Annotated in this window: 28 protein-coding genes and 1 tRNA gene; 13 read left to right on the plus strand and 16 right to left on the minus strand. The window is 64.5% G+C overall.

The window, feature by feature from the left end:
• Positions 1–94 precede the first annotated feature (94 nt).
• Positions 95–595: a hypothetical protein gene (locus tag ABIA90_RS31995; RefSeq protein WP_354121181.1), complete on the plus strand. Its 501-nt coding sequence runs from the start codon at positions 95–97 to the stop codon at positions 593–595.
• Positions 596–606: 11 nt separating this feature from the next.
• The gene (locus tag ABIA90_RS32000) at positions 607–1,080 is read left to right on the plus strand and encodes a hypothetical protein (RefSeq protein WP_354121180.1); all 474 of its coding nucleotides are present in this window, start codon (positions 607–609) and stop codon (positions 1,078–1,080) included.
• A 142-nt stretch (positions 1,081–1,222) separates the two neighbouring features.
• Here the strand turns inward: ABIA90_RS32000 and ABIA90_RS32005 are convergent, their stop codons facing one another.
• Entirely contained in the window at positions 1,223–1,822 is a 600-nt protein-coding gene (locus tag ABIA90_RS32005) for a TetR/AcrR family transcriptional regulator (protein ID WP_063985470.1), read from the minus strand.
• A 171-nt stretch (positions 1,823–1,993) separates the two neighbouring features.
• Between ABIA90_RS32005 and ABIA90_RS32010 the strand changes: the two genes are divergently transcribed.
• Both ABIA90_RS32010 and ABIA90_RS32015 read left to right on the plus strand, forming a co-directional pair.
• A complete protein-coding gene (locus tag ABIA90_RS32010) occupies positions 1,994–2,371 on the plus strand; it encodes a tautomerase family protein (RefSeq protein WP_354121179.1) in 378 nt (125 codons plus the stop codon).
• Between the two features lie 102 nt (positions 2,372–2,473).
• Positions 2,474–2,869 carry a GFA family protein gene (locus ABIA90_RS32015; RefSeq protein ID WP_354121354.1) on the plus strand — a complete coding sequence of 132 codons (396 nt, stop codon included), beginning with the start codon at positions 2,474–2,476 and terminating at the stop codon, positions 2,867–2,869.
• A 48-nt stretch (positions 2,870–2,917) separates the two neighbouring features.
• Here ABIA90_RS32015 and ABIA90_RS32020 read toward each other — a convergent pair whose 3' ends face one another.
• Complete coding sequence (locus tag ABIA90_RS32020) at positions 2,918–3,847, minus strand: CobW family GTP-binding protein (protein ID WP_354121178.1); 930 nt, start codon at positions 3,845–3,847, stop codon at positions 2,918–2,920.
• 4 nt (positions 3,848–3,851) lie between these two features.
• Complete coding sequence (locus tag ABIA90_RS32025; RefSeq protein WP_354121177.1) at positions 3,852–5,342, minus strand: amidohydrolase family protein; 1,491 nt, start codon at positions 5,340–5,342, stop codon at positions 3,852–3,854.
• A gap of 185 nt (positions 5,343–5,527) precedes the next feature.
• On the opposite strand from ABIA90_RS32025, the gene ABIA90_RS32030 reads away from it, so the two are divergent.
• Positions 5,528–6,622 (plus strand): tetratricopeptide repeat protein, encoded by a 1,095-nt coding sequence (locus ABIA90_RS32030; RefSeq protein ID WP_354121176.1) that lies wholly within the window; start codon positions 5,528–5,530, stop codon positions 6,620–6,622.
• An 80-nt stretch (positions 6,623–6,702) separates the two neighbouring features.
• Here the strand turns inward: ABIA90_RS32030 and ABIA90_RS32035 are convergent, their stop codons facing one another.
• From ABIA90_RS32035 to ABIA90_RS32050, 4 genes are all read right to left on the minus strand, one after another.
• Positions 6,703–7,236, minus strand: a complete 534-nt coding sequence (locus ABIA90_RS32035) for a 2'-5' RNA ligase family protein (protein WP_071909631.1) — start codon at positions 7,234–7,236, stop codon at positions 6,703–6,705.
• A 62-nt stretch (positions 7,237–7,298) separates the two neighbouring features.
• A tRNA-Glu gene (locus ABIA90_RS32040) sits at positions 7,299–7,373 on the minus strand.
• Positions 7,374–7,512: 139 nt separating this feature from the next.
• Positions 7,513–8,103 carry a DUF2846 domain-containing protein gene (locus tag ABIA90_RS32045; protein WP_085400470.1) on the minus strand — a complete coding sequence of 197 codons (591 nt, stop codon included), beginning with the start codon at positions 8,101–8,103 and terminating at the stop codon, positions 7,513–7,515.
• A 98-nt stretch (positions 8,104–8,201) separates the two neighbouring features.
• Complete coding sequence (locus tag ABIA90_RS32050; RefSeq protein ID WP_354121175.1) at positions 8,202–8,546, minus strand: hypothetical protein; 345 nt, start codon at positions 8,544–8,546, stop codon at positions 8,202–8,204.
• On the opposite strand from ABIA90_RS32050, the gene ABIA90_RS32055 reads away from it, so the two are divergent.
• Both ABIA90_RS32055 and rpoH read left to right on the plus strand, forming a co-directional pair.
• Positions 8,545–9,552 (plus strand): RluA family pseudouridine synthase, encoded by a 1,008-nt coding sequence (locus ABIA90_RS32055; RefSeq protein ID WP_354121174.1) that lies wholly within the window; start codon positions 8,545–8,547, stop codon positions 9,550–9,552. The two genes, ABIA90_RS32050 and ABIA90_RS32055, sit on opposite strands and share 2 nt — an antisense overlap.
• Before the next feature lie 216 nt (positions 9,553–9,768).
• Positions 9,769–10,668, plus strand: coding sequence for an RNA polymerase sigma factor RpoH (gene rpoH, locus ABIA90_RS32060; protein ID WP_014492123.1), 900 nt, complete (start codon positions 9,769–9,771; stop codon positions 10,666–10,668).
• A gap of 248 nt (positions 10,669–10,916) precedes the next feature.
• Here rpoH and ABIA90_RS32065 read toward each other — a convergent pair whose 3' ends face one another.
• The gene (locus ABIA90_RS32065) at positions 10,917–11,078 is read right to left on the minus strand and encodes a hypothetical protein (protein ID WP_354121173.1); all 162 of its coding nucleotides are present in this window, start codon (positions 11,076–11,078) and stop codon (positions 10,917–10,919) included.
• Here ABIA90_RS32065 and ABIA90_RS32070 point away from each other — a divergent pair.
• A complete protein-coding gene (locus tag ABIA90_RS32070; protein WP_063985480.1) occupies positions 11,068–11,409 on the plus strand; it encodes a hypothetical protein in 342 nt (113 codons plus the stop codon). The genes ABIA90_RS32065 and ABIA90_RS32070 overlap by 11 nt on opposite strands.
• A gap of 288 nt (positions 11,410–11,697) precedes the next feature.
• On the plus strand, positions 11,698–12,090 hold the full coding sequence (locus ABIA90_RS32075; RefSeq protein WP_028150707.1) for a hypothetical protein: 393 nt from the start codon (positions 11,698–11,700) through the stop codon (positions 12,088–12,090).
• A 111-nt stretch (positions 12,091–12,201) separates the two neighbouring features.
• On the opposite strand, the gene ABIA90_RS32080 is transcribed toward ABIA90_RS32075, so the two are convergent.
• From ABIA90_RS32080 to ABIA90_RS32095, 4 genes are all read right to left on the minus strand, one after another.
• Positions 12,202–12,828: a peptidoglycan recognition protein family protein gene (locus ABIA90_RS32080; RefSeq protein WP_354121172.1), complete on the minus strand. Its 627-nt coding sequence runs from the start codon at positions 12,826–12,828 to the stop codon at positions 12,202–12,204.
• A 34-nt stretch (positions 12,829–12,862) separates the two neighbouring features.
• On the minus strand, positions 12,863–14,074 hold the full coding sequence (locus ABIA90_RS32085; RefSeq protein WP_071909627.1) for a GGDEF domain-containing protein: 1,212 nt from the start codon (positions 14,072–14,074) through the stop codon (positions 12,863–12,865).
• A gap of 641 nt (positions 14,075–14,715) precedes the next feature.
• Positions 14,716–15,327, minus strand: coding sequence for a LysE family translocator (locus ABIA90_RS32090; RefSeq protein ID WP_354121171.1), 612 nt, complete (start codon positions 15,325–15,327; stop codon positions 14,716–14,718).
• Between the two features lie 55 nt (positions 15,328–15,382).
• Positions 15,383–15,757, minus strand: coding sequence for a response regulator (locus tag ABIA90_RS32095; protein WP_354121170.1), 375 nt, complete (start codon positions 15,755–15,757; stop codon positions 15,383–15,385).
• A 118-nt stretch (positions 15,758–15,875) separates the two neighbouring features.
• Between ABIA90_RS32095 and ABIA90_RS32100 the strand changes: the two genes are divergently transcribed.
• Complete coding sequence (locus tag ABIA90_RS32100) at positions 15,876–16,700, plus strand: SDR family NAD(P)-dependent oxidoreductase (RefSeq protein ID WP_354121169.1); 825 nt, start codon at positions 15,876–15,878, stop codon at positions 16,698–16,700.
• A gap of 111 nt (positions 16,701–16,811) precedes the next feature.
• Here the strand turns inward: ABIA90_RS32100 and ABIA90_RS32105 are convergent, their stop codons facing one another.
• Positions 16,812–17,618 (minus strand): lytic murein transglycosylase, encoded by an 807-nt coding sequence (locus ABIA90_RS32105; protein WP_354121168.1) that lies wholly within the window; start codon positions 17,616–17,618, stop codon positions 16,812–16,814.
• Positions 17,619–17,785: 167 nt separating this feature from the next.
• Between ABIA90_RS32105 and ABIA90_RS32110 the strand changes: the two genes are divergently transcribed.
• Positions 17,786–18,718, plus strand: a complete 933-nt coding sequence (locus tag ABIA90_RS32110) for an OmpA family protein (RefSeq protein ID WP_502916669.1) — start codon at positions 17,786–17,788, stop codon at positions 18,716–18,718.
• Between the two features lie 629 nt (positions 18,719–19,347).
• Positions 19,348–19,584, plus strand: coding sequence for a hypothetical protein (locus ABIA90_RS32115; protein WP_028150700.1), 237 nt, complete (start codon positions 19,348–19,350; stop codon positions 19,582–19,584).
• Positions 19,585–19,693: 109 nt separating this feature from the next.
• Here the strand turns inward: ABIA90_RS32115 and rpoD are convergent, their stop codons facing one another.
• Positions 19,694–21,853, minus strand: a complete 2,160-nt coding sequence (gene rpoD, locus ABIA90_RS32120) for an RNA polymerase sigma factor RpoD (protein WP_028159443.1) — start codon at positions 21,851–21,853, stop codon at positions 19,694–19,696.
• A gap of 379 nt (positions 21,854–22,232) precedes the next feature.
• Positions 22,233–24,251 (minus strand): DNA primase, encoded by a 2,019-nt coding sequence (gene dnaG, locus ABIA90_RS32125; protein WP_354121166.1) that lies wholly within the window; start codon positions 24,249–24,251, stop codon positions 22,233–22,235.
• A gap of 203 nt (positions 24,252–24,454) precedes the next feature.
• On the opposite strand from dnaG, the gene ABIA90_RS32130 reads away from it, so the two are divergent.
• The gene (locus ABIA90_RS32130) at positions 24,455–25,018 is read left to right on the plus strand and encodes a chlorite dismutase family protein (RefSeq protein ID WP_028150697.1); all 564 of its coding nucleotides are present in this window, start codon (positions 24,455–24,457) and stop codon (positions 25,016–25,018) included.
• Between the two features lie 76 nt (positions 25,019–25,094).
• Here ABIA90_RS32130 and ABIA90_RS32135 read toward each other — a convergent pair whose 3' ends face one another.
• Positions 25,095–25,493 carry a gamma-glutamylcyclotransferase family protein gene (locus tag ABIA90_RS32135; RefSeq protein WP_354121165.1) on the minus strand — a complete coding sequence of 133 codons (399 nt, stop codon included), beginning with the start codon at positions 25,491–25,493 and terminating at the stop codon, positions 25,095–25,097.
• Between the last annotated feature and the right edge of the window lie 84 nt (positions 25,494–25,577).

Below are 25,577 nucleotides of genomic sequence, written 5' to 3' on the forward strand. Positions count from 1 at the left end.
CCGAGCGTTGACTTGCGGTCGGCTCTGGCGGAACGATCGGCGCAGATCATCAGCGCAAGCTGTGGCGTGAGCTGCACAGAAGGCCAGAGGCTCAATGCATCAATCGACATATGGCAAGTCCCTCGACCTTCCCGCGCTGTGCGCAGCGGAGCGGCTCTTCATCTGGGGATTTCGGGCCAAGGCACGCAGCGGAAGCGCCGTTCCGACCGCGGACGATATCCAGCAAGTGTACGACCACTTTCGCGTCGGCGACGCCGTGCCGTCGCTGGAATCCATCATCGAGATCTTCGCTTGCACGGCGCATACGGCCATCGAAGTTCATTGCCCGACCTGTCCGAAGATGTCGGACAGCGAGCAGGGGATCTTGCGGGCGATCGCCGCGGCACAGCAGGAACGCATCGACGTCGCGCGCGAGCAGTTCGAAAGCTGGCTGCCGCCGGTCGGTGCCGATTGGGCTCTCGCGCCTGTGCGGGGGCTTGCAACGATCTTCCGCATGGCTGGCCTGATCCTGCCCGACCGACACGTTCAGTCTTTCGGCCATGACCGGACGATGGCGATGAAGAGCTGGCTGGTCGGAAGTCCCACGCTGCACTGACGGGATCGTTCATGCTCCACGATACGTGCGGTTCTGCGCCAGTCGAAACAGCCGGCCAGCCGCGGCTCTGTCCGCTCCAGGCCGCGCTTGCGGCGCGTCCCTGCGTCGAGAGCTACGATGAATTTTCCCGCGTCGCGCTGTCGCTGTTCCGATTCATCGGAGCGGCCTATGCGACCGGCGCCTCCGATTGCTGGGAAGCGGCCTATCGCTTCGCCGACGAGGCGCCGGGCATCGCCGACAGTCCGCTGCTGGTGGCGCGCGCTGCTGCGCTCGTCAGGATCCTGCGCAGCGGCCGGCCGTGCGAACTGTGCTTCATGCCGCCCTCATGCCGGCGCCTCTCGCAGGACGAGGCGGAATTGATGCGACTGCTGGCGGTCGCACGCCGCAACCAGCCGGGCGAACTCGAATCCATCGTTTGCCAGTACGTCGGGAACGAGAACGAGATCGCGACGACGCGGGCCGTCAACGCGCTTGCCTTCTGTTGATGCTTTGATGGGTTCTAGTCGCATCTCAAGCGACCTTGCGCTATCAACATCGCCATGGAGACGCAGTGCTCGATGCCCTCCATAAAACCTCCAGACGGCCCCAGGGATCACCACCGCTGGGGTCGTCGTTTTGCGGCCTGACCTAACCGCCCTTCTTGCCGAGCACGAGATCGATGGTGTGAGCCGCGATCTTGCGCAGCTGCGGCTCGTCGCCGAAGGCACGTTCGAGCACGCCAAGGCCGCGCGTCACCGTGATGATGTGCAGCGCTGCGGCCGCGGGATTGCCATTGAACTCGCCGCGCTCTGCGCCTGCCGCCAACGTCTCTTGAACCAGCATGGTGATGCGCGAGATGAGGCCCGCAAAGGCCTGACGCGCGTCTTCATCCAAGCCCTCCCCTTCGGCCGCACCGAGCTCCATCAAGCCGCGCGTGGTCGGACATCCCCGCGGCGGCGAGCCCGAGCGGAAGTTGGTGATGGTCAGGTCGAAGAACGCGGTGAGGCGTTTTCGCAATGAGCCCGCGCCGAGCGCCTTTTGCAGGGCGAGGAGATAATCGCCCGCATAACGCTCATAGGCCTGGAGGAACAGCGCCTCCTTGCTGCCGAAGGCATTGTAGAGGCTGCCGCGCTGAACACCGGCATCGCGCGCGATGTCCGACAGCGACGTGCCGCGCACGCCCTTGCGCCAGAACTGGTCGAACGCGATACGCAGGACGTCGTCGTGGTCGAATTCGCGCGGCCTCAAATCCTGCTCCTCTGCCCGGCAAAAATATTTGACACGATGTCAAGAACGTGTTTTCTCGACATCGTGTCAAAAACTGATTGAGATTGATAGCCCGTTTCGTCAATGGGCCCACGGCCGGCGCTTTGCGTGCGCCTTGGCCGATCGGGCCCGCATGCCAAAAGGGACCTGCTCATGCCTCTCCTTCACATCTCGATGCGCGCCGGCAAACCGGAAGCCTACCGGCAGGCGATCCTCGATGGTTTGTACCGCGCCATGCGCGAGGCGCTGAACGTGCCCGAGGGCGACGAGTTCATGACCATCAGCGAGCATGACGCCTCGAACTTCCGCTGCGGCAATGCCTATGGCGTCAAACGCAGCGACGACGCCGTGCTGATCCAGATCACCGTGTTCGCATCGCGCACGCCGGAGCAGAAAAAGGCGCTGTACCGCCGGATCGCAGACCTACTCGGCGAAAACCCGGGCATCCGCTCCGAGGACGTGTTCGTCAACGTGCTCGATGCCCCCAAGGAAAACTGGTCCGTCGGCCACGGCATTGCGCAATTCGCGTAAGTTCGCTGGAGCCGTCGACACCCTCTTGAGAATTGCCGGCCGGAAGGATCTGATGGAGCGCTCAATATGATCGACAAACCGGTCGAGCCGGGGGGGAATGAGATGGCCGCGTTCCGGGGAAGCTGCCTGTGCGGCGAGGTCGCGTTCGAGGTGGAGGGTCCGTTCGATCGTTTCCTCAACTGCCATTGCTCGCGCTGCCGCAAGGCGACCGGGACCGCGCATGCCTGCGAGGTGATCGTGAAGACGGGAGCGCTGCGATGGTTGCGCGGTGAAGCATCCGTTGTGCGCTTCGACCTGCCCAACGCGCGAAGCTTTGCGACCGCGTTCTGCAAGATTTGCGGCAGCCCGATGCCACACCTCACACGCAGCGGGCGCGAGGCGATCATCCATGCCGGCGCATTCGACGAGCCGCTGGGGATGACACCGGACCGGCATGCGCATTGGACGTCGCGCGCGGAGTGGTATGTGCACGGGGACGGGCTGCAGGTGGAGGATTGAAGCGCCGCCCGATCTGATCGGGCGCGCCTATGCGCGCTGCAAAGCACGCTACCCATCGGCAATGCACGCCGCCATGATTCCGTCGAGCTCGGCCTTCGAGAGCACACCGAGCTCGGTGATGAAGACGATCCGCGATCGCGGCACGCCTTCCGCCGGTGCACCGCCCGTCGCGAGCGTCGCGCGGCCGGCGGCGAACTGAAACACCATCTGGCGCCCGGGTTGCTCGACGGTCTCGAACAGGCCTTTTGCGCGGGCAAGCTTTGGCGCCAGGCGGCCGATCGCCTGCTGCAGGCGCGGCAGCGACAACGGCTGATCCGAGGTCCAGCTCAGCGTCTCGAAGCGCTCTTCTGCCGGGCGCTTCGGCCCCGGCTCGCGCGGCGCGGGCGCGCGATCGACAGCCGCGGGGAACAGCAGCGCGGACGGAATCTCGCCGTGCCTGGCATCGACCACGACGGCGGGGACGCGCTGCGCGCGGATGGCTTCGCGCATGCGGGCGCTTGCGCCCTCGTCCGCCAGATCGAGCTTGCTCAGCGCCACGATATCGGCGACGCGCAATTGCGAACGATGGAGCGCATCCTCCAGGGCCGCCGGTAGCGTCGCCGCATCCATCACGCAGAGCACCGTCTCGAGCGGCGCCTCGCGCAGGATCACGGGGTCCATCAGGTTGCGGACGATGTCGGCGGGATCGGCGACGCCGCTGGTCTCGATGACGATATATTCGGGCTTCGGATCGCGCCGCAGCAGCGTCGAGAGCGTGCGCAGGAGATCGCCTTCGAGCGAGCAGCAGATGCAACCATTGGCGAGGCTGACCACGCCGTCGCTCGCACCCGCGATCAGCTCCGCGTCAATGTTGATCGCGCCAAAATCATTGACGATTGCCGCGATCCGCCGTCCATCCGCGTTCGCCAGCAAATGGTTGACGACCGTGGTCTTGCCCGCCCCCAGAAAGCCCGTCACCAGGAGAATGGGGACCGGCATCGGATCAGCCCTCGACGACGGGACGGCGGACGGGCTTTCCGGGCCGCGCTGTCACATCGAGCACGCCGTCGCTGATCAGCGGCTGGCCGCTGACGATCAGATGCCGCACGCCTTCCGACGGACGGTTCATCGCCGTGAAGGTCGCGCGGTCCGAGAGCTTCTCGTAGTCGAACACGACGATATCGGCATCGGCGTCCATCGCGAGCCGGCCCTTGGCGCGCATCGCCGGCGTGCTCTGCGACAGGATCTCTGCGGGGATCAGCGCGCATTTGCGCACGCCTTCCAGCAGCGACACGGCCTTGCGCTCGCGCACCCATTCGCGGATGAATTTCGTGAAGCAGCCGGCCGAGCGCGGATGCGAGGTGGCGTCATCCGGCAGCGGCCAGGCATCGCCGGTGTAGGTCTTGCCGTCCGACGTCGTCCACGGCATCGCATCGGATGCGATCGCGCCGCCGGGATACAGCACCGACAGATCGAGCAGATCGCGATGATGCGCATTGTTGTCGGTATCGAGGATGTGCCAGAGCACCAGCGAGGACGGCTCTTCGGCCTGCGCCTTCAGCAGCTCCTCGCGATCGCGGAAGCGGTGACCGTCGGTCACGCGCTGCACTGAATCGTAACCGGTGCCGTTGCGCTCGACGAACTGGGGATCACTGAAGAAGGCCGCGGCCAGCACGGTCGAGCCGGTGCCGTAGGGATAGGCCTCGACCGTGATCGGGAGGCCCTGCGCCTGCGCCTTTTCGACCAGCACGCGGCAGCGCTCGATGTCGGTCTTGCTCGACGAGTTGAAATGGCAGATGTGCATGTGCGCGCCGGTGGCGCCGGCATAGCCGATCAGGCGGATATAGGCTTCCGCCGCACTTTCAGGGTCGACGCGCGACATGTAGGCGACGTGGGTGAAGGTCGGCACGTCCTGCCTGGCCGCGAGCTGGCAGACCGCCGTCAGCTCCTGCACGCCGGCGCCCGGCGCATAGGCGTTCAAAATGCCGATGCCGATGCCGCCTTCGTTCAGGCCGCGCGAAAGACGCTCGAGGATGCCGGCGACCTCCGCATCGCTCGCCACGTTGTCCATCCAGCGGCGATCCCGCATGGCGTTGCCGAACGCCTCCAGCGAGCTCTCCGCATTCGAGCCGGTCATCGCGCCAATGCGCGCAAAGGCCCAGTTGGTGGCGGCGCCGTAGTTCAGCACGCGTCCCTTCCGCGCCTGGCGCTCATACCAGGAGGCGACCGGCAGCACGCCGGCCTCGAGATCGAGCGTCGTCGTCACGCCGTCGAACGCCTGCATGCGGTCGGCCGGGATCGATTGGCCATGCGCGTGCAGGTCGATGAAGCCCGGCGCGACCACGAGCCCGGTCGCGTCGATCACCCGCTCGGCGCCGCCGAGGCCAGTGCCGACCGCGGCGATCTTGCCGTCCGCCACCGCCACATCGCCGATGGCATCCATCCCGCTTGCGGGATCCACCACCCGGCCGCCAGAGATCACCAAGCCGCTCATGTCGTCACTCCGCATGCTATTGCCAGAACCTCCGAAGGCCCGGCAGCAGCTCCGGAGGCGCGGAGCGCATAGTGCAGATTTTGGGGAGAACGACTACCGCCACTGATGCCGATGCTGCATGCGCTCGCGACCTCGCGGCATGTCTTGCCCGAAGGGCAACGGCCCAACAAGCCTCCGGTAGAACGATGGAAAAGATCGCTATAAGGTTGCCGTCGCGGCAGGTCGCGTTGCCTGCGTCGGGATCATCGACCAAGTGTGTCGTGCAAGGGGGCGAAATGTCTGCAATGTCAAATCAGGGCCTGCGCATCGGCTGCGGGGCAGCTTTGATCATCTCCATCGTCGTCTCGGCGGCAAGCGCGTTTGCGGCCACCCCACAAGACCTGAACGATTGTCAGGACAACAGCGATGTCCCGCGCATGATGGCAGCGTGCGGCAGCCTCTCCCAGGACGCCAGATTGCCTCCCGATGCAAGATCCATGGCGCTGCTCAAGCATGGCTTCGGAAATTTTGCACTCGGCAACATGGATGCGGCTCAAGCCGACTTCACCGAGGCGGTCAGGCTCAACCCGAAGAACAACTACGCTCATCACGAGCTGGGACTGACCTTGGCCAAAAAGGGCGACACCACACGCGCAATCGCTTCTCTCACCGAGGCCATCAATCTTGATCCCTCAGGTGCCGCAAGCCGGTTCATTCGCGGGCAGATTTATATGTCCGAGGACAGGCTGGACGAGGCGATCCGGGATTTCACCGATGCCATCAGGCTTGGACCCGACAAGAACACCACCTTTGCCAAAGACCAGGAGGTGAGTCGTCCGGAGGCCGATCGCGTCGCGGCTGACTACTACGCGGCCCGGGGAGATGCGTACTATCGGAGAGGCGATTTCAGGGACGCTGCTTCGGACTATGACCGGGAGGCACGGTTTTCCGATCCCGATGGCTACGGCGTCATCTGGGGATCGGTGGCGCGGATGCGGGGACGATCTGCCGATGCGGATATCGCGCTGTCAGCTGCACTCGACAAGGGCCAGCTCAGGGATTGGCCGAGAACCGTCGGCGAATTGCTCGTCGGCCGGATCACTCCCGCCGCAGCCCTGGCTTCGGCCAGGAATGCGGATCAAACCTGCGAGGCGCACTATTACGCTGGGATCGTTCAGCTCAAGAGCAAAGACACAGTTGCGGCCCTGAAAGAATTCGCGGCTGCGCGAGACGGATGCCCGACCTCGTTTCGAGAGTATCGTGCCGCCATTGCCGACCTGAAGCGATTGCAGTCGCAGTGATCACGCCTTCGCCTGCAACATGTTTGCTAGCGACTTGGCGTCGAAGCTACCGACCTTGCCCGCCGTGGCCGTGCCATCGACTACGGGGGCAATCGCTGCTCAGCGATTACCTGAACCGGCGGAAAGGCAACGCAATCTGCCACGTCGAACAGCACTTCCATGCTTCGATCAAACGATCGCGCAAAAGCAATCGCGTCATCACGCCGCTCATCGGCGATGCGCAAGCCGAGCGTACAATGCGGCGTCCATGCCCCGGGCCGGTAATGAGGGCGGCAATGCGCCGGGTCGATTGCGGCGCTGACGGAGCTGTGGATGCGGGTTAGCGCCTCATTGGAGCTCGGCTCCGCCCAGAGAACGAGAGGCGAGCCTGCGAACCAACGAATCCGTTTGAACTCGATGCGAAATTGCGCTTCGCCAGCGACGGCCGCCAGCATGGCCGCCCATGCTATCTTTTCGTCGATCGCAGGCGAGTCGTAGATCGCAAATGTAAAATGTGGTCGGTAGCCAAGGGTGCGCATCGAAGGCTCGACTTCGAACGCTACGACCTGATCCCACAGCCGCTCGATCTCACTTGCTGAATTGTTATCGGCTCGAACGTTGATCGCCAATGCCACAAGCGCTCACCCAGCGGGGGGAACAATCAAATCGAGATCAAGGGAAGGTAGCTTCAAGGCAATGGCGCTCCCTAGGGGAATCGAACCCCTGTTTCAGCCTTGAGAGGGCCGCGTCCTAACCGCTAGACGAAGGGAGCGTGAGGGACAGGACATAGCCGCGAAATTTGCCGACGGCAAGCCTCGATGGGGTACGAAAATCCCGGATATGCACGGTCAATGCGGCTCAAGCTTAATTGCGGGGCAGGCCGCCGCGCCCCGCGAAACTGCCGGGAACACTCACGGCTGCTTCAGTTTCTCGATCGCCGCAGCGCCGGCGGCCGGCTCCAGGCGGAACAGGCCCGCGCCCGCAAAGGCGGATTTGAACGGCGAAGAGGACCGGATCTGCTGGCCGCTGCTGCCGGCGACGGCCTGGTTGAGCAGATCCTGGCCGATGGCGCCCGTCCGCTGCGTCCCGACGCCGAAATAGTAGGTCTTGCCGGCCTCGACGGGGACCTCGACCTCATAGTCAGTCATGGACATCTTCATGTGGGAGGCGATCTTGTGGACGCCCGGCGGCCGGTCGACGAAGAAGAACGTCCCCATGTCGACCTTTCCGACGGACTTGCCGTCGATCAGGATTTCCGACGAGGCCGCCATTCCGCCCATCGCGCCGAAAATGCCCTTCTCACGCAGGAAATAGAGCCGTGCGTTCCGCGAGCCCGTTGGCTTGGCCTGCGCCGCGGGTTGTTTGGCCGGCGCGGCAAGTCCAGCCTGCCTGGCTGGCGCTGTGGGCTGCTTGGCCGGCTCTGCGAGCGCCGCAAATCCAGCGCATCCGTACGACCCGACAACGAGTGCAATTGCGACGACGCGCGACTTGATACGTCCCATTCCCAGTCCCAGCCCAACTTCCCAAGCCCAAGAGCTAAATCAGAAGTTGCGCGGCAAGACAAACTGGACCGGAGAACGATCAACAGCCGCGGCCAGCCCTATGGCTCATTGGCAAATTTCAGCTTTCCGGCCGGCTTCAGGGTGTGGGCGTCGAAGGTGCGGATCTCGATGAGGCCGCCCACGTCCAGCGTGACCACGAGGCGGTCGCCGGCGACCCCGGTCGAGACGATCTTGGCGCCCTTGGGCAGGGCGGCGGTGACGTCGCCGGCCATTTCGGACGCCCTTTCCTCCGACTTGAAAAGGCGGTAGCCCACCGCGATCAGGACGGCGCAGATTGCCAGCGCCGTGGTCAACCCCGCGATCAGCATCATCCGCCGCACCCGCGCGAACAGCGCGGCCTGCTCGGGGCTCGGTTCGGGAACAGCGGTATCAGACGTCGTCATGGATAACTCAGGCTCTGCGCAAAGGTTGGAAGTTGTCGTCGCCGGCGACGAGGGCTCGGCTCGGCTCGACCGCGTGCTGGCGGCGCACCTCACCGACCTGTCGCGATCGAGGCTGAAAGCCCTGATTTTGGCGGGCGCGGTGAGCCTCAAGGACGCCGCGATCCGCGACCCCGCTTATCACGTCACATCCGGCGATACGATCACAATCGACGTGCCGGAGGCGGCCCCGCCCGAGCCCAAGGGCGAGGATATCGCCCTCGATATCGTGTTCGAGGACGACGACATCGTCGTCCTCAACAAGCCGAAGGGCCTTGTCGTCCACCCCGCGGCCGGCCACGAGACCGGCACGCTGGTCAATGCGCTGATCGCCCATTGCGGCGGCTCGCTCTCCGGCATCGGCGGGGTACGCCGGCCCGGCATCGTGCACCGGCTCGACAAGGACACGACCGGGCTGATGGTGGTCGCCAAGAACGACCTCGCCCATGCCTCGCTCACCGCGCAATTCGCCGACCACGGCCGGACGGGCGCGATGCGCCGCGGCTACATGGCTTTCGCCTGGGGGCTGCCGGGACGCCACCGCGGCACCGTCGATGCGCCGATCGACCGCCACCCGTATGCGCGCGAGAAGATGGCGGTGCGCCAGGGCGGCCGCGAGGCAGTGACGCATTGGGAGCTTCTGGAGAGTTTTGCGGGGCGTGACGGAAAGCCGATCGCCTCCCTGCTCGCCTGCGAGCTCGAGACCGGACGCACCCACCAGATCCGCGTCCACCTCGCCCATATCGGCCATCCCCTGATGGGCGACGCCGTCTATGGCCCGCACTTCAAGACCAAGGCGAACCACCTCGGCCCCGAGTCGCAGGCGACTCTCGCCACGCTTGGGCGGCAGGCCCTGCATGCCTATTTGCTGGTACTGGAGCACCCGAGAACCGGAGAATTACTCCACTGGGAAGCGCCGCTGCCGAAGGATTTGCTTCTCCTTCAGGGCGCCCTGAAAGCGGCGCTATGACGCAGGCCGCCTTGGAAAAGCGTTACATTACAAAAAGTTATAGCTGCCACACGGGGACGTGACGTCAGCAATCCTTCCCTTTTTGACCCCCCATGGGGTATATTGTGCTTGCGTTGGAAATGACCAACGGAACATCGCAGCTACGGCCGGCTTTAACACAGCGGTCGTCTGCCTGGCCCGCCGCTATCGGGGGCCTGAACCTTGGAGGGCTTCATCATGGCCCGTACCGCTGCTTTGCCGGTCCTCAATGGAGAATCCGGCCTTTCTCGCTACCTCGCCGAGATCCGCAAGTTCCCGATGCTGGAACCCCAGCAGGAATACATGCTCGCCAAGCGTTGGCGTGAGCATGACGATCGCGACGCGGCGCACCAACTCGTCACCAGCCATCTCCGCCTCGTGGCCAAGATCGCCATGGGCTATCGCGGCTACGGCCTGCCGATCTCCGAGGTCGTCTCGGAAGGCAATGTCGGCCTCATGCAGGCGGTGAAGCGTTTCGAACCCGAAAAGGGGTTCCGTCTCGCCACCTACGCGATGTGGTGGATCAAGGCGTCGATTCAAGAGTACATCCTGCGTTCCTGGTCGCTCGTGAAGATGGGCACCACCGCGAACCAGAAGAAGCTGTTCTTCAACCTGCGCAAGGCGAAGAGCAAGATCAACGCGCTCGACGAGGGCGATCTGCGCCCCGACCAGGTGAAGATCATTGCCAAGCGCCTCGGCGTCACCGATCAGGACGTGATCGACATGAATCGTCGCCTCGGTGGCGACGCGTCGCTCAACGCACCGATCCGCGATGACGGCGAAGCCGGCGAGTGGCAGGACTGGCTGGTCGACAACACGCCCAACCAGGAAGCCATGCTGGCGGAGCACGAGGAGTATGACGAACGCCGTGACGCGCTGAACGGCGCCATGGGCGTGCTCAACCCGCGCGAACGCCGCATCTTCGAGGCTCGCCGCCTCGCCGATGAGCCGATGACGCTGGAAGACCTTGCCGCCGAGTTCGGCGTGTCGCGCGAGCGCGTGCGCCAGATCGAAGTCCGCGCCTTTGAAAAGGTGCAGGCCGCGGTCAAGGGCACGATCGCACGGGCGGAACAGGCCGCGCTGGAAGCCGCGCATTAAGCGGGATTTTCTCGCGGTAGATATTGGCGGATCGACAAGAGACAGAAAGCCGGCGGCAACGCCGGCTTTTTTGTTTGTGGCGATGCTCTGTTTGAGTGATCCGCCGTGCTTTCTCTGCGCGATGCGACGCGCGCCGTACTCGCTATCATGCCCCGGCTGGAACCGGTACCGGCAGCGAGATCTCGAACGCAGGCCTCTGGAATACTGGATCGCCCGGTTAAACCGGGCGATGACAGCGGTGGTCGTGGCTACAGTTGGCCGAGAGTCTTGCCAAGTGAGACCGCCATCACGGTCTCTTTCCCTTGGCCGACGTAGAACCGGGCTTGCCTTGAACCCGCGCGTCCGGTCAACCGACCCAGAATGATCGGGCCGGCGGCCTCAACTAAACGGACACCAACCGTGTCGATCATCCTGCAATCCACCGTCGGCGGCTTCTCCGCCCAGTTCATGCGCAAGCTGCCGCTGGTCGAGCAGGCGATGCGCGAGCACGGGCTCGATCCCGCGGAGTTCGTCATCTCCAAGGACTATGCCTCGACCGCGACGATCCCGCTCATGGGCCCGTTCTTCTATAATTACAGCGTGTTCTTCGGCGACGAGCAATTCACCGTCACCGAGCCGAACGACATGGTGTTCCTGGATTACTTCTTCAAACGCGTGCTGGCGTCGGACGGCCCGCCGGAATTGCCACGGCGGCCGGGATTGATGCGGCGGCTGTTCGGCTGGATGGCGCAGCCGGTTTAGCTCGTCATTCCGGAGCGCGTCATGAATGCTTCCCGCTCAATCGTCCTTGTCGATCACGCTTGCCGCAGGACGCTTGCTGATGTATGTGCTGCCGCCCGGCGCGATATCGCGCCTTTGTTGTTCAGCGCAACCAAGGGAGGCGGCATGAAAAGTAGATCGATACGTTCTGACCGCCGACCTCTTTGATCGGCAATCGGTCATAAGCTGAACGCCGCTTCGCGGCTGTTCTCCATTCATTGCATCTGGCTGCGAGGGGCGCGACACAACAAGGCGTCGCGCCGTGTCGACATGTATTTGCGGTTCGTTACACCGCTCATCCACCCGCACAGTCGCGTGGAGAGCGGCTTCTTTCGTGCGTCCTGGTATGTCCAGCGAAACAACTGTCCGGACTGGATCCGGCATGAGCTCTCGGACCAGTTCAATTGGTTCGCGCAGCATCTGCCGCTTCCTGGACGCATCGCGCGTCACTTCAAGCGGCGCGATTCGATCTGGGGCATTTGCTGGTTCGATCCTCAAGCCCGCGAGGCTGTCAGCCGCGCGCGCTACTGCGCTTGGCTGCTCGAGGAGGGTGGCCTGCCGGTGCGCACGATTACAACCTCGCGCCAGCGCGAAGTGATCTGGCGCGACGCGCACCAGATCGTCACGAAGCCTTCCGCCGATCTTCCCAAGGCATTCCCCTGAGCCTGGGAAGACGCGGTGGACTTAGGATGGCGATGAGAGCCGATAGCGATCGCTCTCGATGGCCGTCCGGCACCGGAGGTTCGGCCTTCGGTTGCCGGACGCGCCTGCTCGTCACTCCCCCCACGTCCGCGCCAGCGTCGCGAGCCAGCAGCCTTCGCAATAGCGGGCGTCCTTGTAGTCGATCCAGTTGTGCGCATAGACGTGGTCGAGCGGGATGCCGTAGCGCGCGCGCAGCACCTTCACGAGGATCTTCCAGGCGGCGACCTGCGCCTCGGTCGGGCCCGCGGTGACATCCGGATAGTTGCCGGCGAACTCGACGCCGATCGAGTTGTCGCGCACCACCTGGCGATAAGTCGAGCGGTTGTCGATGTACTTGTTGTCGTTGCGGTTGGCGCCGTCGCCATGGGTCGGCACCAGGTTCTCGGCGACCGCCCAATAGACCGTGCCGTCGGTCTCGACCCACACGGTGACGCCGCGGCGGGTCGGGTTCTTCGACTGCTCGGCCGCGCCGCCGCGCGCCGAGCCTGTCGGCCCCTCGGTCTGGTGCACGATGATGTTGCGCCAGGGATGGGCGTCGCGGACATCGCCCCATGGCGCGAGCCAGACCATTTTCAGGCCGGGAATGTCAGGCGTGCCGGAGACGCGCGCGATCTTTGCGAGCTCGGCATCCGTAGCAGCGGCTGGGGTAAGCAGAAGAAGGGCGGCGAGAAAAGCCGCGAGCAGGCGGAGGATCATCATACGGGTCCAAGGCGGGCCCAAATCCTAGCAGGCTTTATGCGAATTTGCGCGTGGCCTCGCCGAGCCCGGGCCGCTCAGGCGAGAGCGGCGGGGCCGGATCGTAGACGGCAAAGTCGTTCTTGCCGTTTTTCTTGGCGTCATAGAGGGCGTGGTCGGCATGGGCGATGAGGCGGTCCGGAAACTGGCCGATGCCGCGGTCCCATTCGGCAACGCCGATCGAGATCGCGATTGGGATGTCCCTGGTTGTACAGGCCGCGGCGTCCTGGCGGCAGACCTCGAGCACGCGGCGGGCGATCGCGGCAGCCTCGCGCAGGGACGAGGACGGCAGCACGACGCAGAACTCGTCGCCACCGGTGCGGGCCAGCATGTCGCCCGGCCGTAGCCGCGTTTGCGCCATCAGGGTGAAGTGCCGCAGGCAGGCATCGCCCGCGGCGTGACCATGGGAGTCATTGATGGCCTTGAAGCCGTCGAGATCGATCACCAGCAGCGAGAACGGCTCACCGCTGCGCTCGGACCGGGCGCATTCCTCGGACAGGCGCTGCAACAAATGCCGCCGGTTGGCGACGCCGGTGAGATCGTCGAGCAGCGCGAGGTCGGCGACCTCGTTGCGCAGGCGATCCATCGCCATCAGCAGGAAGCCGAAATTGAGCGTCATCGACAGGAACAGGAGGCCCAGCACCATGACGCCATGAGCCTGACCGCCGGCGCGCGCGGAGAAATCGTGGCCGAGCAGATTGCCCAGCGTGCGAACCGCAAAGATCCCGATGATGGTGAGGATGACGATGCCGGACAGCCGCGCACCCGGGCTGACGCGGCCTTCCGGCGGCGCCAGGAGCAGACGCAGCGCCAGCACCAGCGGCAAGGCCTGACCGAGCGTGTAGCTGAGCATGCGCAGCTGCATGTGCTCGAAGCCGACCATGAAGAACACGACGCCGGCGAGGCTTAGCACCCCCGTTGCGGTCATGACGCGCCACGAGACCGGCCGGTCATAGAAACGCTGAATGCCCATGGCGGCGAGGCAGCTCGCCGCGATGATACCGGCAGCGCCGACAAGAAGCGGCAGGGGAGAGGCGACGAACAGGCGGACCAGGGCCGTCATCGCGCCGGCGGCGCCGACGAACGACGATGCCATCCAGAACCGCGCGGCCGCAAATTTCGGATAGGAGCGCGTCACGTAGGCCCAGATCAGGCCAAGCGCCAGGAAGTTGACGACGAAGACTGTCCAGAGTGTCGGTACGTTCAGCATGGCGCGTGCGGCACGCGCAGCGTCGCCCCCCCCGTCTCTGGCAGCCGTTCGTCCATGACCCTTCCCCGCATTCTTGCGGAGAAGAATGCGCGGATTGCACTTAACAGAACCTCACTGCGATCTGCGAAAGCTCGCCCTTGGTTTTGGATTCATGAACAGTGCGCCGCGATTATCGGATCGTTAGGCATGTCGCGGCCTCCCTGCGCGGTCACGCCGATGCGCATTGCGATGCGGATTCGCGGGCAAAAATCACCCGAAAACGCATCTGAGCTGTGGATAACGTAATGACACAGATATGACAGCACGGGGCAGCCGCCCGCGAATCTGCTGAGTTTGTGGTCGAGGATGTTGCGAGGCTGGCCCTCCGCCGAGCATCCCTCGTGTCGCGTTTAACCATGAACCCTTGAGAGGATACTATGGCTAAGAAAGCGAAGAAGGCGAAGAAGGCGACGAAGAAAAAGGCCAAGAAGGCCGCGAAGAAGAAGTAGCCAGCATGTTCTTTGCCCGGGTGGAGCCTCGCTCCGCCCGGGCGTCGGGTAAGGGTCGAGAGTTTAGAGATGGCGGGCGCAAGGCCCGCTTTTTTATTGCTCCACGCTCAGCTGCGGCGTCTCCCTGCGAGCGGGGAGAGGTGAAGGCGAAGCCTACCGCTCCGCAAACGCCAGCTTGGCACCAAGCGCGGCAAAGCCGGCGGCAAAGCTGCGGCGCAGCCAAGCCATGACACGCGGGCGGGAGATGACACGCTCGCGCACCGACGCCGCACAGAGACCGTAGAGGACGAACACCGCAAAGGTCATCGCCATGAAGGTGCCGCTCAATTCCAGCATCCGCGCCAGCACGTGGACTTCATCCACCGCGATGAACTGGGGCAGGAAGGCCAGGAAGAAGATCGACAGTTTCGGATTGAGGATGTTGATCAGGAAGCCGGTGACGATGACGCGGCGGCTCGACCGCTCCTTGATCTCGCCATCGACCGCGAGCGCTCCGGTCTCACGCAGCGCCTGCCAGGACATGTAGAGCAGATAGGCGACGCCGCCCCATTTCAGCGCGGCAAAGGCGAGCGCGCTGGTATGCAGCACCGCGGCAAGCCCGAGCATCGCAGCTATCATGTGCGGCACGATCCCGAGCGTGCAGCCGAAGGCGGCAGCGATGCTCGCGCGCGAGCCGCGGGTCAGCGCCGCAGCCAGGGTGTAAAGCACGCCCGTGCCGGGCGAGGCGACGACGATGAGCGAGGTAAGCAGGAAGGACAAGGTCATGGGCAGACCCTATCACCGCGCCTCACGGCAAGAAAGCGAGCCCCCGGATCAACCGTCAGGACAGCTGCGCGAGCTCGGCCTCGCGGAGCACGTCGAGCGGAGCCCACGGCTTGGCCCAGAATTTCGCGCCGTCGGGCAAGAGCTGCGCCAAGGGGCGGCCGGAGGTGACGACGATATCGAGCTTTGGATTGCGGTCCTTGGCGACGTGCGCGAGCTCGACCCCGGTCATGCGCCCCGCAAGCTGGACGTCCGTCAGCATCAGACAGAGCGCGCCGGCGCTCGTGTCGAGCACCCGTTGGGCAGCCTCGGCGCTGTCGCACTGGATGACTTGGTAGCCGCTCTCCTCCAGCAGAAGACTGAGCATCTCCCGTTGCATGACGTCGTCTTCGACGATCAGCGCCGTGGCGCGAAATGGTTCTGCCTGTCCCATGGGGCTGCTCCAGTGCTTGCTTGCGTAACCTATGTTAAGGAGCCAGCTCGCCGGTGGTTCAGTTCCATCATGAAAATGTAGATCCTAGTTCCACACGACCGGCTTGACGGGGGACATCATGACTGCAATTCGCGGCGCCGCCGCCATCACGGGAGCGGCGAGCGGCATCGGGCGCGCGCTGGCGATCGAGCTCGGCAACCGAGGCTGCGATCTCGCGCTCGCCGATCGCGACGAGGCCGGATTGAAGACGCTCGCCGCCGAGATCGGTGCCGCACGCAAGGTCAGCGTGCATCGCGTCGACGTCAGCGAGCCCGGCGACATCGCAGAGTTCGCGCGTGATGCGATCGCGGCGCATCCCGCGCTCGGCATCGTCATCAACAATGCCGGCGTGGCGCTGATGGGGACGTTCGAGGAGATCGACCAGGCGCAGATGGAGTGGCTGTTCGACATCAATTTCTGGGGCGTGGTGCACGGCACGCGCGCCTTCCTGCCGCATCTGAAGACGCTGGCGGAGGCGCACATCGTCAACGTCTCCTCGATCTTCGGCATCATCGCGCCGCCCGGACAGTCGGCCTATGCCGCCGCCAAGTTCGCGGTGCGCGGCTTTTCCGAGAGCGTGCGGCACGAGCTTGCGGTCGCGGGCAGCCCCGTAAAACTGTCGGTGGTGCATCCCGGCGGCGTCGCCACCGCCATCGCGCGCAATTCGCGCACCGGGGTCGGCGTCACCGACAATGCGCGCCGCGCGCAATCGATCGAGCGGTTCGAGAACGCGGCAAAGACCACGCCGAAAGACGCCGCGCTGCGCATCATCAAGGGCATCGACAACAACCAGCCCCGCATCCTGATCGGCAACGACGCCCGCTTCATGGACATTATGCAGCGCTTCCGCCCGGGCACCTATTGGGCGCCGTTGCAGCGGAGGCTGGAGAAGATGGCGAAGTGAATCCGTAGGGTGGGCAAAGCGAAGCGTGCCCACCACCTCCGACGACGCGAAGGATGGTGGGCACGGCGCTTCGCGCCTTTGCCCACCCTACAAACTACGTGCCAGCCCGCCTCACTGCCCCGCCAGCCGGTCCGCAAAATAGCCGATCGTCTTGCGGTAGATCACCGCCCTGTTCCACTCGCGCATGGCCTCGAAATTGGCGGTGCCTTCGCCGTAGGGCTGGCCCATCTTGAAGCCGCTGGTGTGAAGCAGGTTCGCGGTCGAGGCGAGTACGTCGGGCACGCTGTGGCGCAGATCGACGTGGCCGTCGCCGTCGAAATCGACGCCGTACTTGATGTAGGACGACGGCAGGAACTGGGTCTGGCCGATCTCGCCGGCATAGGCGCCGATGAGGTCGCGCAGTGGCAGGTCGCCGCGCTGCACGATCTTGAGCGCGGCGAGCAGCTCGCCCTGGAACAGCTCGGTGCGGCGGCAATCATGCGCGAGCGTGGCGAGCGTACGGATCACCGGCAGCTTGCCGATGTCGCCCTTGCCGAAATCGCTTTCCAGCCCCCAGATCGCGACCAGGATGTAGCGGGGCACGCCGAACTGCTGCTCGATGCGCGAGAGCAGCGCCGCGTGACGCTGCAGCAGCGCCTTGCCGCCATTGATGCGGCCGGAGCCGACGCGGGTCGAGACATACTGCTCAAAGCTCTTGTTGAAGGTGTAGCGCTGGCGCCGGTCGAACGCGAGCACCGCGCCATCCTGGGCGATGCCGCTGAAGGCCGCGCTGGTCACGCTCGCCGAGACGCCGGCTCCTTGCGCCTCCGAGGTCATGCTGGCGACAAAGCTGTTGAAGTCGCCGCCGCAGCGCGCGGCCTGCGCCGATCCGCCGGCCAGACAGAGGATGAAGGCAGTGGCCAGGGCGAGTCTCGACATGCGGGAAAATCCTTTGAAGAATGAACGCGGAAGCGCGCGATCATGCCCGGGAACCGGATTCGCGTCAAAGCGGCAGATCCTCGCCAGAACCGATCGTCAGAACCGATCGTATCTTGGGCGCGACAAATGAATTGCGCTCGCCCCGTCCCCAACCGATCGAGATGACCATGCCCATTCCGCACCGGATGCTCGCTGTCCTCGCCCTGCTCTCCTTCACCGCCACCGCCGCCGCCGCGCAGACCCGCGATGTCGCAGGCAGCCGCGACTATCCCGGCATCGGCCGCTTCACCGGCAGCGTCATCACCGGCTACGTGACGAAGGATTTTGACGCCGCACGGATGCAGGCGGCCGCCTTTAGGGACGGCCAGCCGGCCGATGCGCGGCGGCTCGAAGGCCGCATCTTCCGCATCGCCTATCGCACCAATCCCGGCCCCTCGATCCTGGAAGTGTCGCGCAATTTCGAGACGCAGCTTGCGAAAGCGGGCTTCGAGACCTTACTCGCCTGCGACACCGACGCCTGCGGCGCCATTCCCTTCACCGAGGCGATCGACACGCTGCCGGTGCCGCAGATGTGGGTCGACGGCTTCAACTACCGCTATTTTTCCGGCCGCAAGATCGAAGGCGGACGCGAGACCTATGCCAGCGTCATCGTCAGCCAGAACAACCAGGACATCACCGCGCAGGTCACGGTCGCCGAACTCGGCGCCATCGCGAACAAGATGGTCGATGCTGCCGCGATGGCGAAGGGCCTTGGCGAGACCGGCCACATCGCGCTCTACGGCATCTATTTCGATACCGACAAGGCGGCGCTGAAGCCGGAGAGCCGCCCGACGCTGGAGCAGATCGCAAAGCTGCTGACGAGTCAGCCGCAGCTCAACGTCTTCATCGTCGGCCACACCGACGGCCAGGGCGCTTACGAGTACAATCTCGATCTCTCGAAGCGCCGCGCCGAAGCGGTCGCAGCCGAACTCGTGAAAAGCTTTCGGATCGCGCAGACGCGGCTGCGCACCGCCGGCGTCGGATTGCTGTCACCCGTCGGTTCCAACGCTACGGACGCCGGCCGCGCGCTCAACCGGCGCGTGGAGCTGGTGGCGCCGTGACGGCCTCACTCATCTTCCCACCTGCGCTCCGAGTATCTCTTGAATGGCGTTGTCGGTGGAGAAGTGGCTCGTCGTAGCGGAACTCGTCACGTGTACGCAGTGAGATGTGCAACCGCGGACATGGAACTCGTTCGCACAATGGAACACAACCTGTGCACGCGGACGGAAGACGTGCAGGCGAACGCGCTTTTTTACAAAGCACGCACCTCTCGTTGCGTTGCGAGAGCGGGAAATATGAACAAAGTGATTTGGCCATCCAAACAATTGCTTTGATGTGCATCGAAACCAGATGTCGCGACCGGCGCATATCTGACGCGCTCGATGCGACATCACAGCGTCAACGATTTGCCTTGCCACGCCATGGCGCAAGTTATAGTCTTCTATTCTAGGTTGTCGCCCCGCCAGCCCCGGGCGACGCTGAAGACCAAAAATAAACGGCGGGCTTTGCGGCCCGCCGTTTATTGAGCGAAGGGTCGCATCGGATTTTACGAAGCGCCGGGCCGAACATCCCGCAAACGGACTTCATCGATCGATTGCGCAGCCGAGACCGCCGCGACAGGTCCGTGTGACCACCGGAAAACCCGCCAAAGTCATTTGACTATAGCGCCCTGATCGACGACAAGCCCGCCATGGCCAAAAAACCTGGAACCAATCCCAAGGGCGAGTTCGCCTTTTTCAACGTCTTCTACGAAGACGGCTCCCAACGCTCCAACCGACGCGTGCCTGCGGAGCTGCTCGGAGGCCTGGACGGCGACGAGCCCGCGCGCGGCTTCATCATGGAGCAGGACCGCGAGATCGCGGAAAAGTCCGGCCGCCCGCCGCTGGCAATCAAGACCCTCGACCGGGTCGGCGCGAAGAAGAAGTAGGCTCCGCCCGACTTGCGAAGCGTCGGCACAAATAGAAAACGGCGGGCTTTCGGCCCGCCGCTTTTGTTTGGATGGATGCCCGGGACTGGCCCGGGCACGACGATCCGAATTAGTTGTCCAGGAAGCTCCGCAGCTTCCGGCTCCGCGACGGATGCTTCAGCTTGCGCAGCGCCTTCGCTTCGATCTGGCGGATACGTTCGCGGGTCACCGAGAACTGCTGGCCGACTTCTTCCAGCGTGTGGTCGGTGTTCATGCCGATGCCGAAGCGCATGCGCAGCACGCGCTCTTCGCGCGGGGTGAGCGATGCCAGCACGCGCGTCGTGGTCTCGCGCAGGTTCGACTGGATCGCGGCGTCGATCGGGAGGATGGCGTTCTTGTCCTCGATGAAATCGCCGAGATGTGAATCCTCTTCGTCACCGACCGGGGTTTCGAGCGAGAGCGGCTCCTTGGCGATCTTGAGGACCTTGCGGACCTTCTCCAAGGGCATGCCGAGCTTCTCGGCGAGCTCTTCCGGGGTCGGCTCGCGGCCGATCTCGTTGAGCATCTGGCGCGAGGTGCGCACGATCTTGTTGATCGTCTCGATCATGTGCACGGGGATACGGATGGTGCGCGCCTGGTCGGCGATCGAGCGGGTGATCGCCTGCCGGATCCACCACGTGGCGTAGGTCGAGAACTTGTAGCCGCGGCGATACTCGAACTTGTCGACCGCCTTCATCAGGCCGATGTTGCCTTCCTGGATCAGGTCGAGGAACTGAAGGCCGCGGTTGGTGTACTTCTTGGCGATCGAGATCACGAGACGGAGGTTGGCTTCCACCATCTCCTTCTTGGCCTGGCGTGCCTCGCGCTCGCCCTTCTGCACGGAGTGCACGATCTTGCGGAACTCGACGATCTCGAGGCCGGTGAGCGCGGCGAGCTGGTGCACCTCGTGACGGAGGTCCTTGATGCGGTCCTTCTCGATATGGACGAAGTTCTTCCAGCCCTTGGCCGAGAGCTTCGAGACGCGGTTGAGCCAGCGCGGATCGAGCTCCGAGCCGGTGTAGTTGCGCAGGAAGTCCTCGCGCGCGACGCCATGGCTGTCGGCAAGGCGCATCAGGCGGCCCTCGTGCGACACGAGGCGCTTGTTGATGTCGTAGAGCTGCTCGACCAGTGAGTCGATACGCGCCTGGTTCAGGCGCAGCGACTTCACCTCGACGATGATCTCGTCCTTGAGCTTGCGATATTTGCGCTCCTGGTGCGGCGACAGCGAGGGCCCGTGCGAGGTGCTCTCGAGCTGGTTCTGGATGTCCTGCTCCTGAAGCTTGCGCAGCTTCTTGTAGCTGTCGGCGATCTTGTCGAAGATCTCGACGACCTTCGGCTTGAGCTCGGCCTCGATGGCCGCGAGCGACATCTGGTTCTCGAACTCGTCGTCCTCGTCCATGTCGGCTTCGGCGGCGGCTTCGCCCGGATCTTTCTCGCCTTCGCCGGCATTGCCGGGCGCAGGCGCGGCGCGGAACGGGGTCGGCGACGGCGGCGCAGCGGGCGGCGCGACATGCGCCGGCGCAGCTCCGTTCACGGCCGCGGCCTCGCCGCCTTCGGCGGACGCTTCGCCATTCTCGCCGGTCGGACCGCCGATCATCGCGGTGTTCATGCCGCCCTTGGCGTCGGGCCCGGCATAGGTCGCTTCGAGATCGATGATGTCGCGAAGGAATATCTTGCCTTCGTTGAGCTCGTCACGCCAGATGATGATGGCCTGGAAGGTCAGCGGGCTTTCGCAGAGGCCTGCGATCATCGCCTCGCGGCCGGCCTCGATGCGCTTCGCAATCGCGATTTCGCCTTCGCGGGACAGGAGCTCGACCGTGCCCATCTCGCGCAGATACATGCGCACGGGGTCGTCGGTGCGCTCGCCCGGCTCGCTCTTCTTGACCTCGGTGACGGCCTTCTGGGTGACCTCGACGAGCTCGTTGTCGGTCTCGTCCTCGCCGCCCTCGTCCTTGTCCTCCTCGCCGTCGCTATCGTCGGCTTCGGTGACGTTGATGCCCATGTCCGAGAGCATGGACATGATGTCCTCGATCTGCTCGGGGGAGGTCTGGTCGGACGGCAAAACTTCGTTGAGCTGATCGAAGGTCACGAAGCCGCGCTTCTTGGCCTGCTTGATCATCTTCTTCACGGCCGCGTCGGACAGATCCAGCAACGGCGACGGCGCGTCCTGGGAGTCCTTCTCCGGCGCGTCCGCTGCCTTGTCGTCCTTTTCTTTGTCCTTCGCCTGCAGCGTCTTTGCCTTGGTGGCCATCCATTGCTCCTAAACGCGCTTCATGCAGAAGGCCGAACGGCCCGCCCGCCTGAATTCACTTGAACCTGTTGTTCGACGCTCTCGCTTCGCCAGATCGCGACACGGAAAGGGCGGCGCGGATATCTCTCGCCACCCCGACCTTTTCTCTCGCCGGATTTGCCTAACGCTTCGTGAGCCTCTTTGTCGCAGCGGATGCAGGTGTAGTGCCAACAGCGATTGCGCGGATTCATTCCTGACGCGTCTGTTCTGCCTGCGGCCGCCTGGTGGCCAAAGTGCTACAAGACCGTTAAGCCTCGATTAACCCTGTTTTTGCCGCCAAACCTTGGATTTGGCGAGTCTTTTAGCGGTTCCGGTCCCGGCCGTCCGCATGATTCTTTCATCACACGCTCTTCTGGAACCGGCCCGACAGCTCGCCAAAACCCTCGATCAGGGCCTCGGTACCGTCGACTTCTCCTATCCGAGCCTTGACGTCACGCAGCCACGCCAAATTGGCCTCGCTGGGGTCCTCCCCCAAGGCCAGCTCGGCGTCCTTCAGTTCTCTAAGTAGTGAATGGTATTGCCGATGCAAGGCAACGAGCTGGTGCCAGGTGGAGAGAACGTCGTCCCGGGCGGCGCCCTCGCGGGCCCCCCACACCGCCGCGGTCGTGATGCCGTTCTCAACCCTTTGAAGAAGCTGTGAAAATCCGCCCTTTTCGATGTCGGCTCGCATCTTCTCGGCCAGCTCGCCGGGGTCCGGCGAGTGGTGGTGGTCGTTGGCGAAGGCGGCGATGATGCCGGCCCGGAGCTTGTGGGCCTCGGGATGGGCCAGCTCCAGGGCGGCGACCTCCTCAAGGTGGTCGTGCAGCAGCCAGGGGTGGTTGATCAGGATTTGCAGGATCAGGGCTTCGCGCCGCGATATGGCGCTGCGCTGGCCCTTCATGATCGGGCTGGCCGCCAGCTGGGGGCTCGCCGCCTGGTAGGGGCCGGAGGGAATAAAGGCGGGACCGGGGGCCCCACGCCGCCCTTGGCTACCGAATCCCTGCCCCCCGAATCGATTCGCCTGCCCCCCGTTGCGCGGCTGGAAGGAGCGGCCGGAATTGCCCTGGAAATTGCCCCGGCCGGCAAAGCCGCCGCGGCCGCCTTCAGGCGCGAAGGTGCGTCGAAGCCGTTCGGCAAAATCGTCGCGATAATAGCGCCGCACCACCTCGTCGCGGATGCCGTTGGACAGCTCCTTGACGCGCGCTTCGAGCGCAGCACGGCGTTCGGGCGTGGCAAAGTTGCCGCCTTCGAGCTCGCGCGACCAGATCATCTCGGCGAGCGGCTTCGCCGCAGCAATGACATCCTCGATCGCGCCGCGACCGCCCGAGCGGGCGAGATCGTCGGGATCCTGCCCTTCCGGCAGCAGCGCAAAGCGCAGGCTCTTGCCCGGCGCAAGAAATGGCAAGGCGAGGTCGGCGGCACGATACGCCGCCTTCTGCCCGGCCCTGTCGCCGTCGAAGCAGAGGATCGGTTCGTCCGCCATCTTCCAGAGCAGCGCGAGCTGGTTTTCGGTCAGCGCGGTGCCGAGCGGCGCCACGGCACCGGCAAAGCCTGCCGTCACCATGGCGATGACGTCGACATAGCCTTCGACCACGATCAGCGCGCTGCCATCGTGGGTGGCTTTGCGCGCGGTCTGGTGATTGTAGAGATTGTCGCCCTTGTGGAAGAGCGGCGTCTCCGGCGAGTTCAGGTATTTTGCCGGAACGTCCTTTTCCAGCGCGCGTCCGCCGAAGGCGATGACGCGGCCACGCAGATCCGTGATCGGAAACATCACGCGATCGCGGAAACGATCGTAGGGCACGGGAATGTCGTTGCCGGCAACGAGGAGCCCGGTCTCGATCATGTCCTCGACGGAGACGCCGAGCTTGCCGAGATGCTCCTTCAGCGCGAAACGCTCGGGTGGCGGCGGCGCATAGCCAAGGCGGAACTGCACTTGCGTCGCCGGCGAGATCGCGCGATCGGCGAGATAGCCGCGCGCCTTGGCGCCGGCGCGCGAGGCCAGCGTCTCGGCGAAGAATTTTGCGGCGAGCTCCATGACATCATGCAGCGTGCGGCGCCGCTGCTCGTGCCGCGCCGCATCCGGCGTCACCGCCGGCAGCGGCAGGCCCGCCATGCCGGCGAGCCGCTCCACAGCCTCCGCGAACGGCAGGCCGTCGGTCTCCATCACGAAGGTGATGATGTCGCCGTGCTTGCCGGAGGAGAAGTCGTGGTAAAATCCCTTCTGGTCGTTGACGTAGAAGGATGGCGTCTTCTCCTGCTGGAACGGCGACAGCCCCTTCCATTCCCGCCCCGCCTTCTTCAGTTTCACGCGCTTGCCCACGACTTCGGAGACCGAAAGCCGGGCACGAAGCTCGTCGAGGAACTGGGGCGTGAAGCGCATGGGCTCTGGGTCTGGCGCGAATCAACGTGAGTCGGGCGAAGGGTTACGGATATAGGCGCGGCCTGCCCAAAAGTCAGGTTTGTCCGGCTTATCCGGGTTATTCGACCTATGCACAGGCGTCATTCCGGGGCGATGCGAAGCATCGAGCCCGGAATGACCGCGGAAAGACTTGAACCCGGACCGGTTCCGCGCTTCCATAGGCCATGTTCAGGATGTTTCGCGGCGGCCACAGCGGGGGCTGGCGTGTGACCTCGATTTCACCCGTGGTGGGCGAGCCCCTGCCCTTCGTGCCGGCGCTGTCGGTGACCGACAGCGAGGCGATTTCATTGCCCCTGGTGCCCTCTCGCAATGCGTGGCGGCTGGTCGGCGTTGCGAGCACGCCGCGCTACACTGAGCGCGCCGAGAAGCAGCAGCTCACCGCGGTGCAGGCCGAGCTCGGCCGGTTAGAGGCCACTTCCGCGGCGCTGATTCCGATCCGCAAATCGGAGGCGTGGTGGGAGCTGACGCAGGAAGAGCGCCGCAAGATCTTCGAGGACAAGTCGCACCACATCGCCAGCACTCTTCGTTTCCTGCCCGCCATCGCGCGGCAGCTCTATCACAGCCGCGATCTCGGCGGTCCCTTCGACTTCCTGACATGGTTCGAGTTCGCGCCCCCCGATGCCTCGCTGTTCGAGGAGCTGGTGGCGATGCTGAGGCAGACCGAGGAGTGGAGCTACGTCGAGCACGAGATCGACGTGCGCCTGGTGAAGGAAGTGCTGTCGGCGTAGTGATCGAACGCCGGCCACGATGAAGGTGCGATCCCTCGCTCCGCTTGCGCGGGAGAGGTGAAGTCCGCATCCGCGCCTAGTGCTCGAGAAAGCGCCCGGACTCGATGCGCGGCAGATCGGTGACGGGCCAATTGTAGACGTAAGTCCAGGCCTTCTCCGTGGTGCCATCAGGCAGCGTCACGTCAATCAGCTTGCGCAGATATTCGGTCGGCTCCGGAAAGCCCTCGCCGCAGGCCTCGTACATGTCGAGCTCGCGCAGCAGCTCGCCGGGCACGCGCAATTGAAAAAGCTCACCATGGACGACATCGGAGGCCGCGTTCGACAGCAGCAATCCGGGATAATGCTTCACCAGAACGAGCCGGCCGCGACACGTCGCGTCACTCAAAAAGTCCGCATGTCCTGCAAGCAGCCGCGCCATCGGATGGTCGAAGCCGCGCATCAGGGTGCCGTAGACGAAAAGACGATCGGAGGTCATGGGGTGTCTATAGCCGTCAATCGAGCGAAACGACAGCCGCACGTTTCCTCGTCCCAGCGAAGTCCCGGGGGCAAGCGAGATTTG

The organism is Bradyrhizobium sp. LA6.8 (assembly GCF_040547935.1).
Lineage (GTDB): Bacteria > Pseudomonadota > Alphaproteobacteria > Rhizobiales > Xanthobacteraceae > Bradyrhizobium > Bradyrhizobium barranii.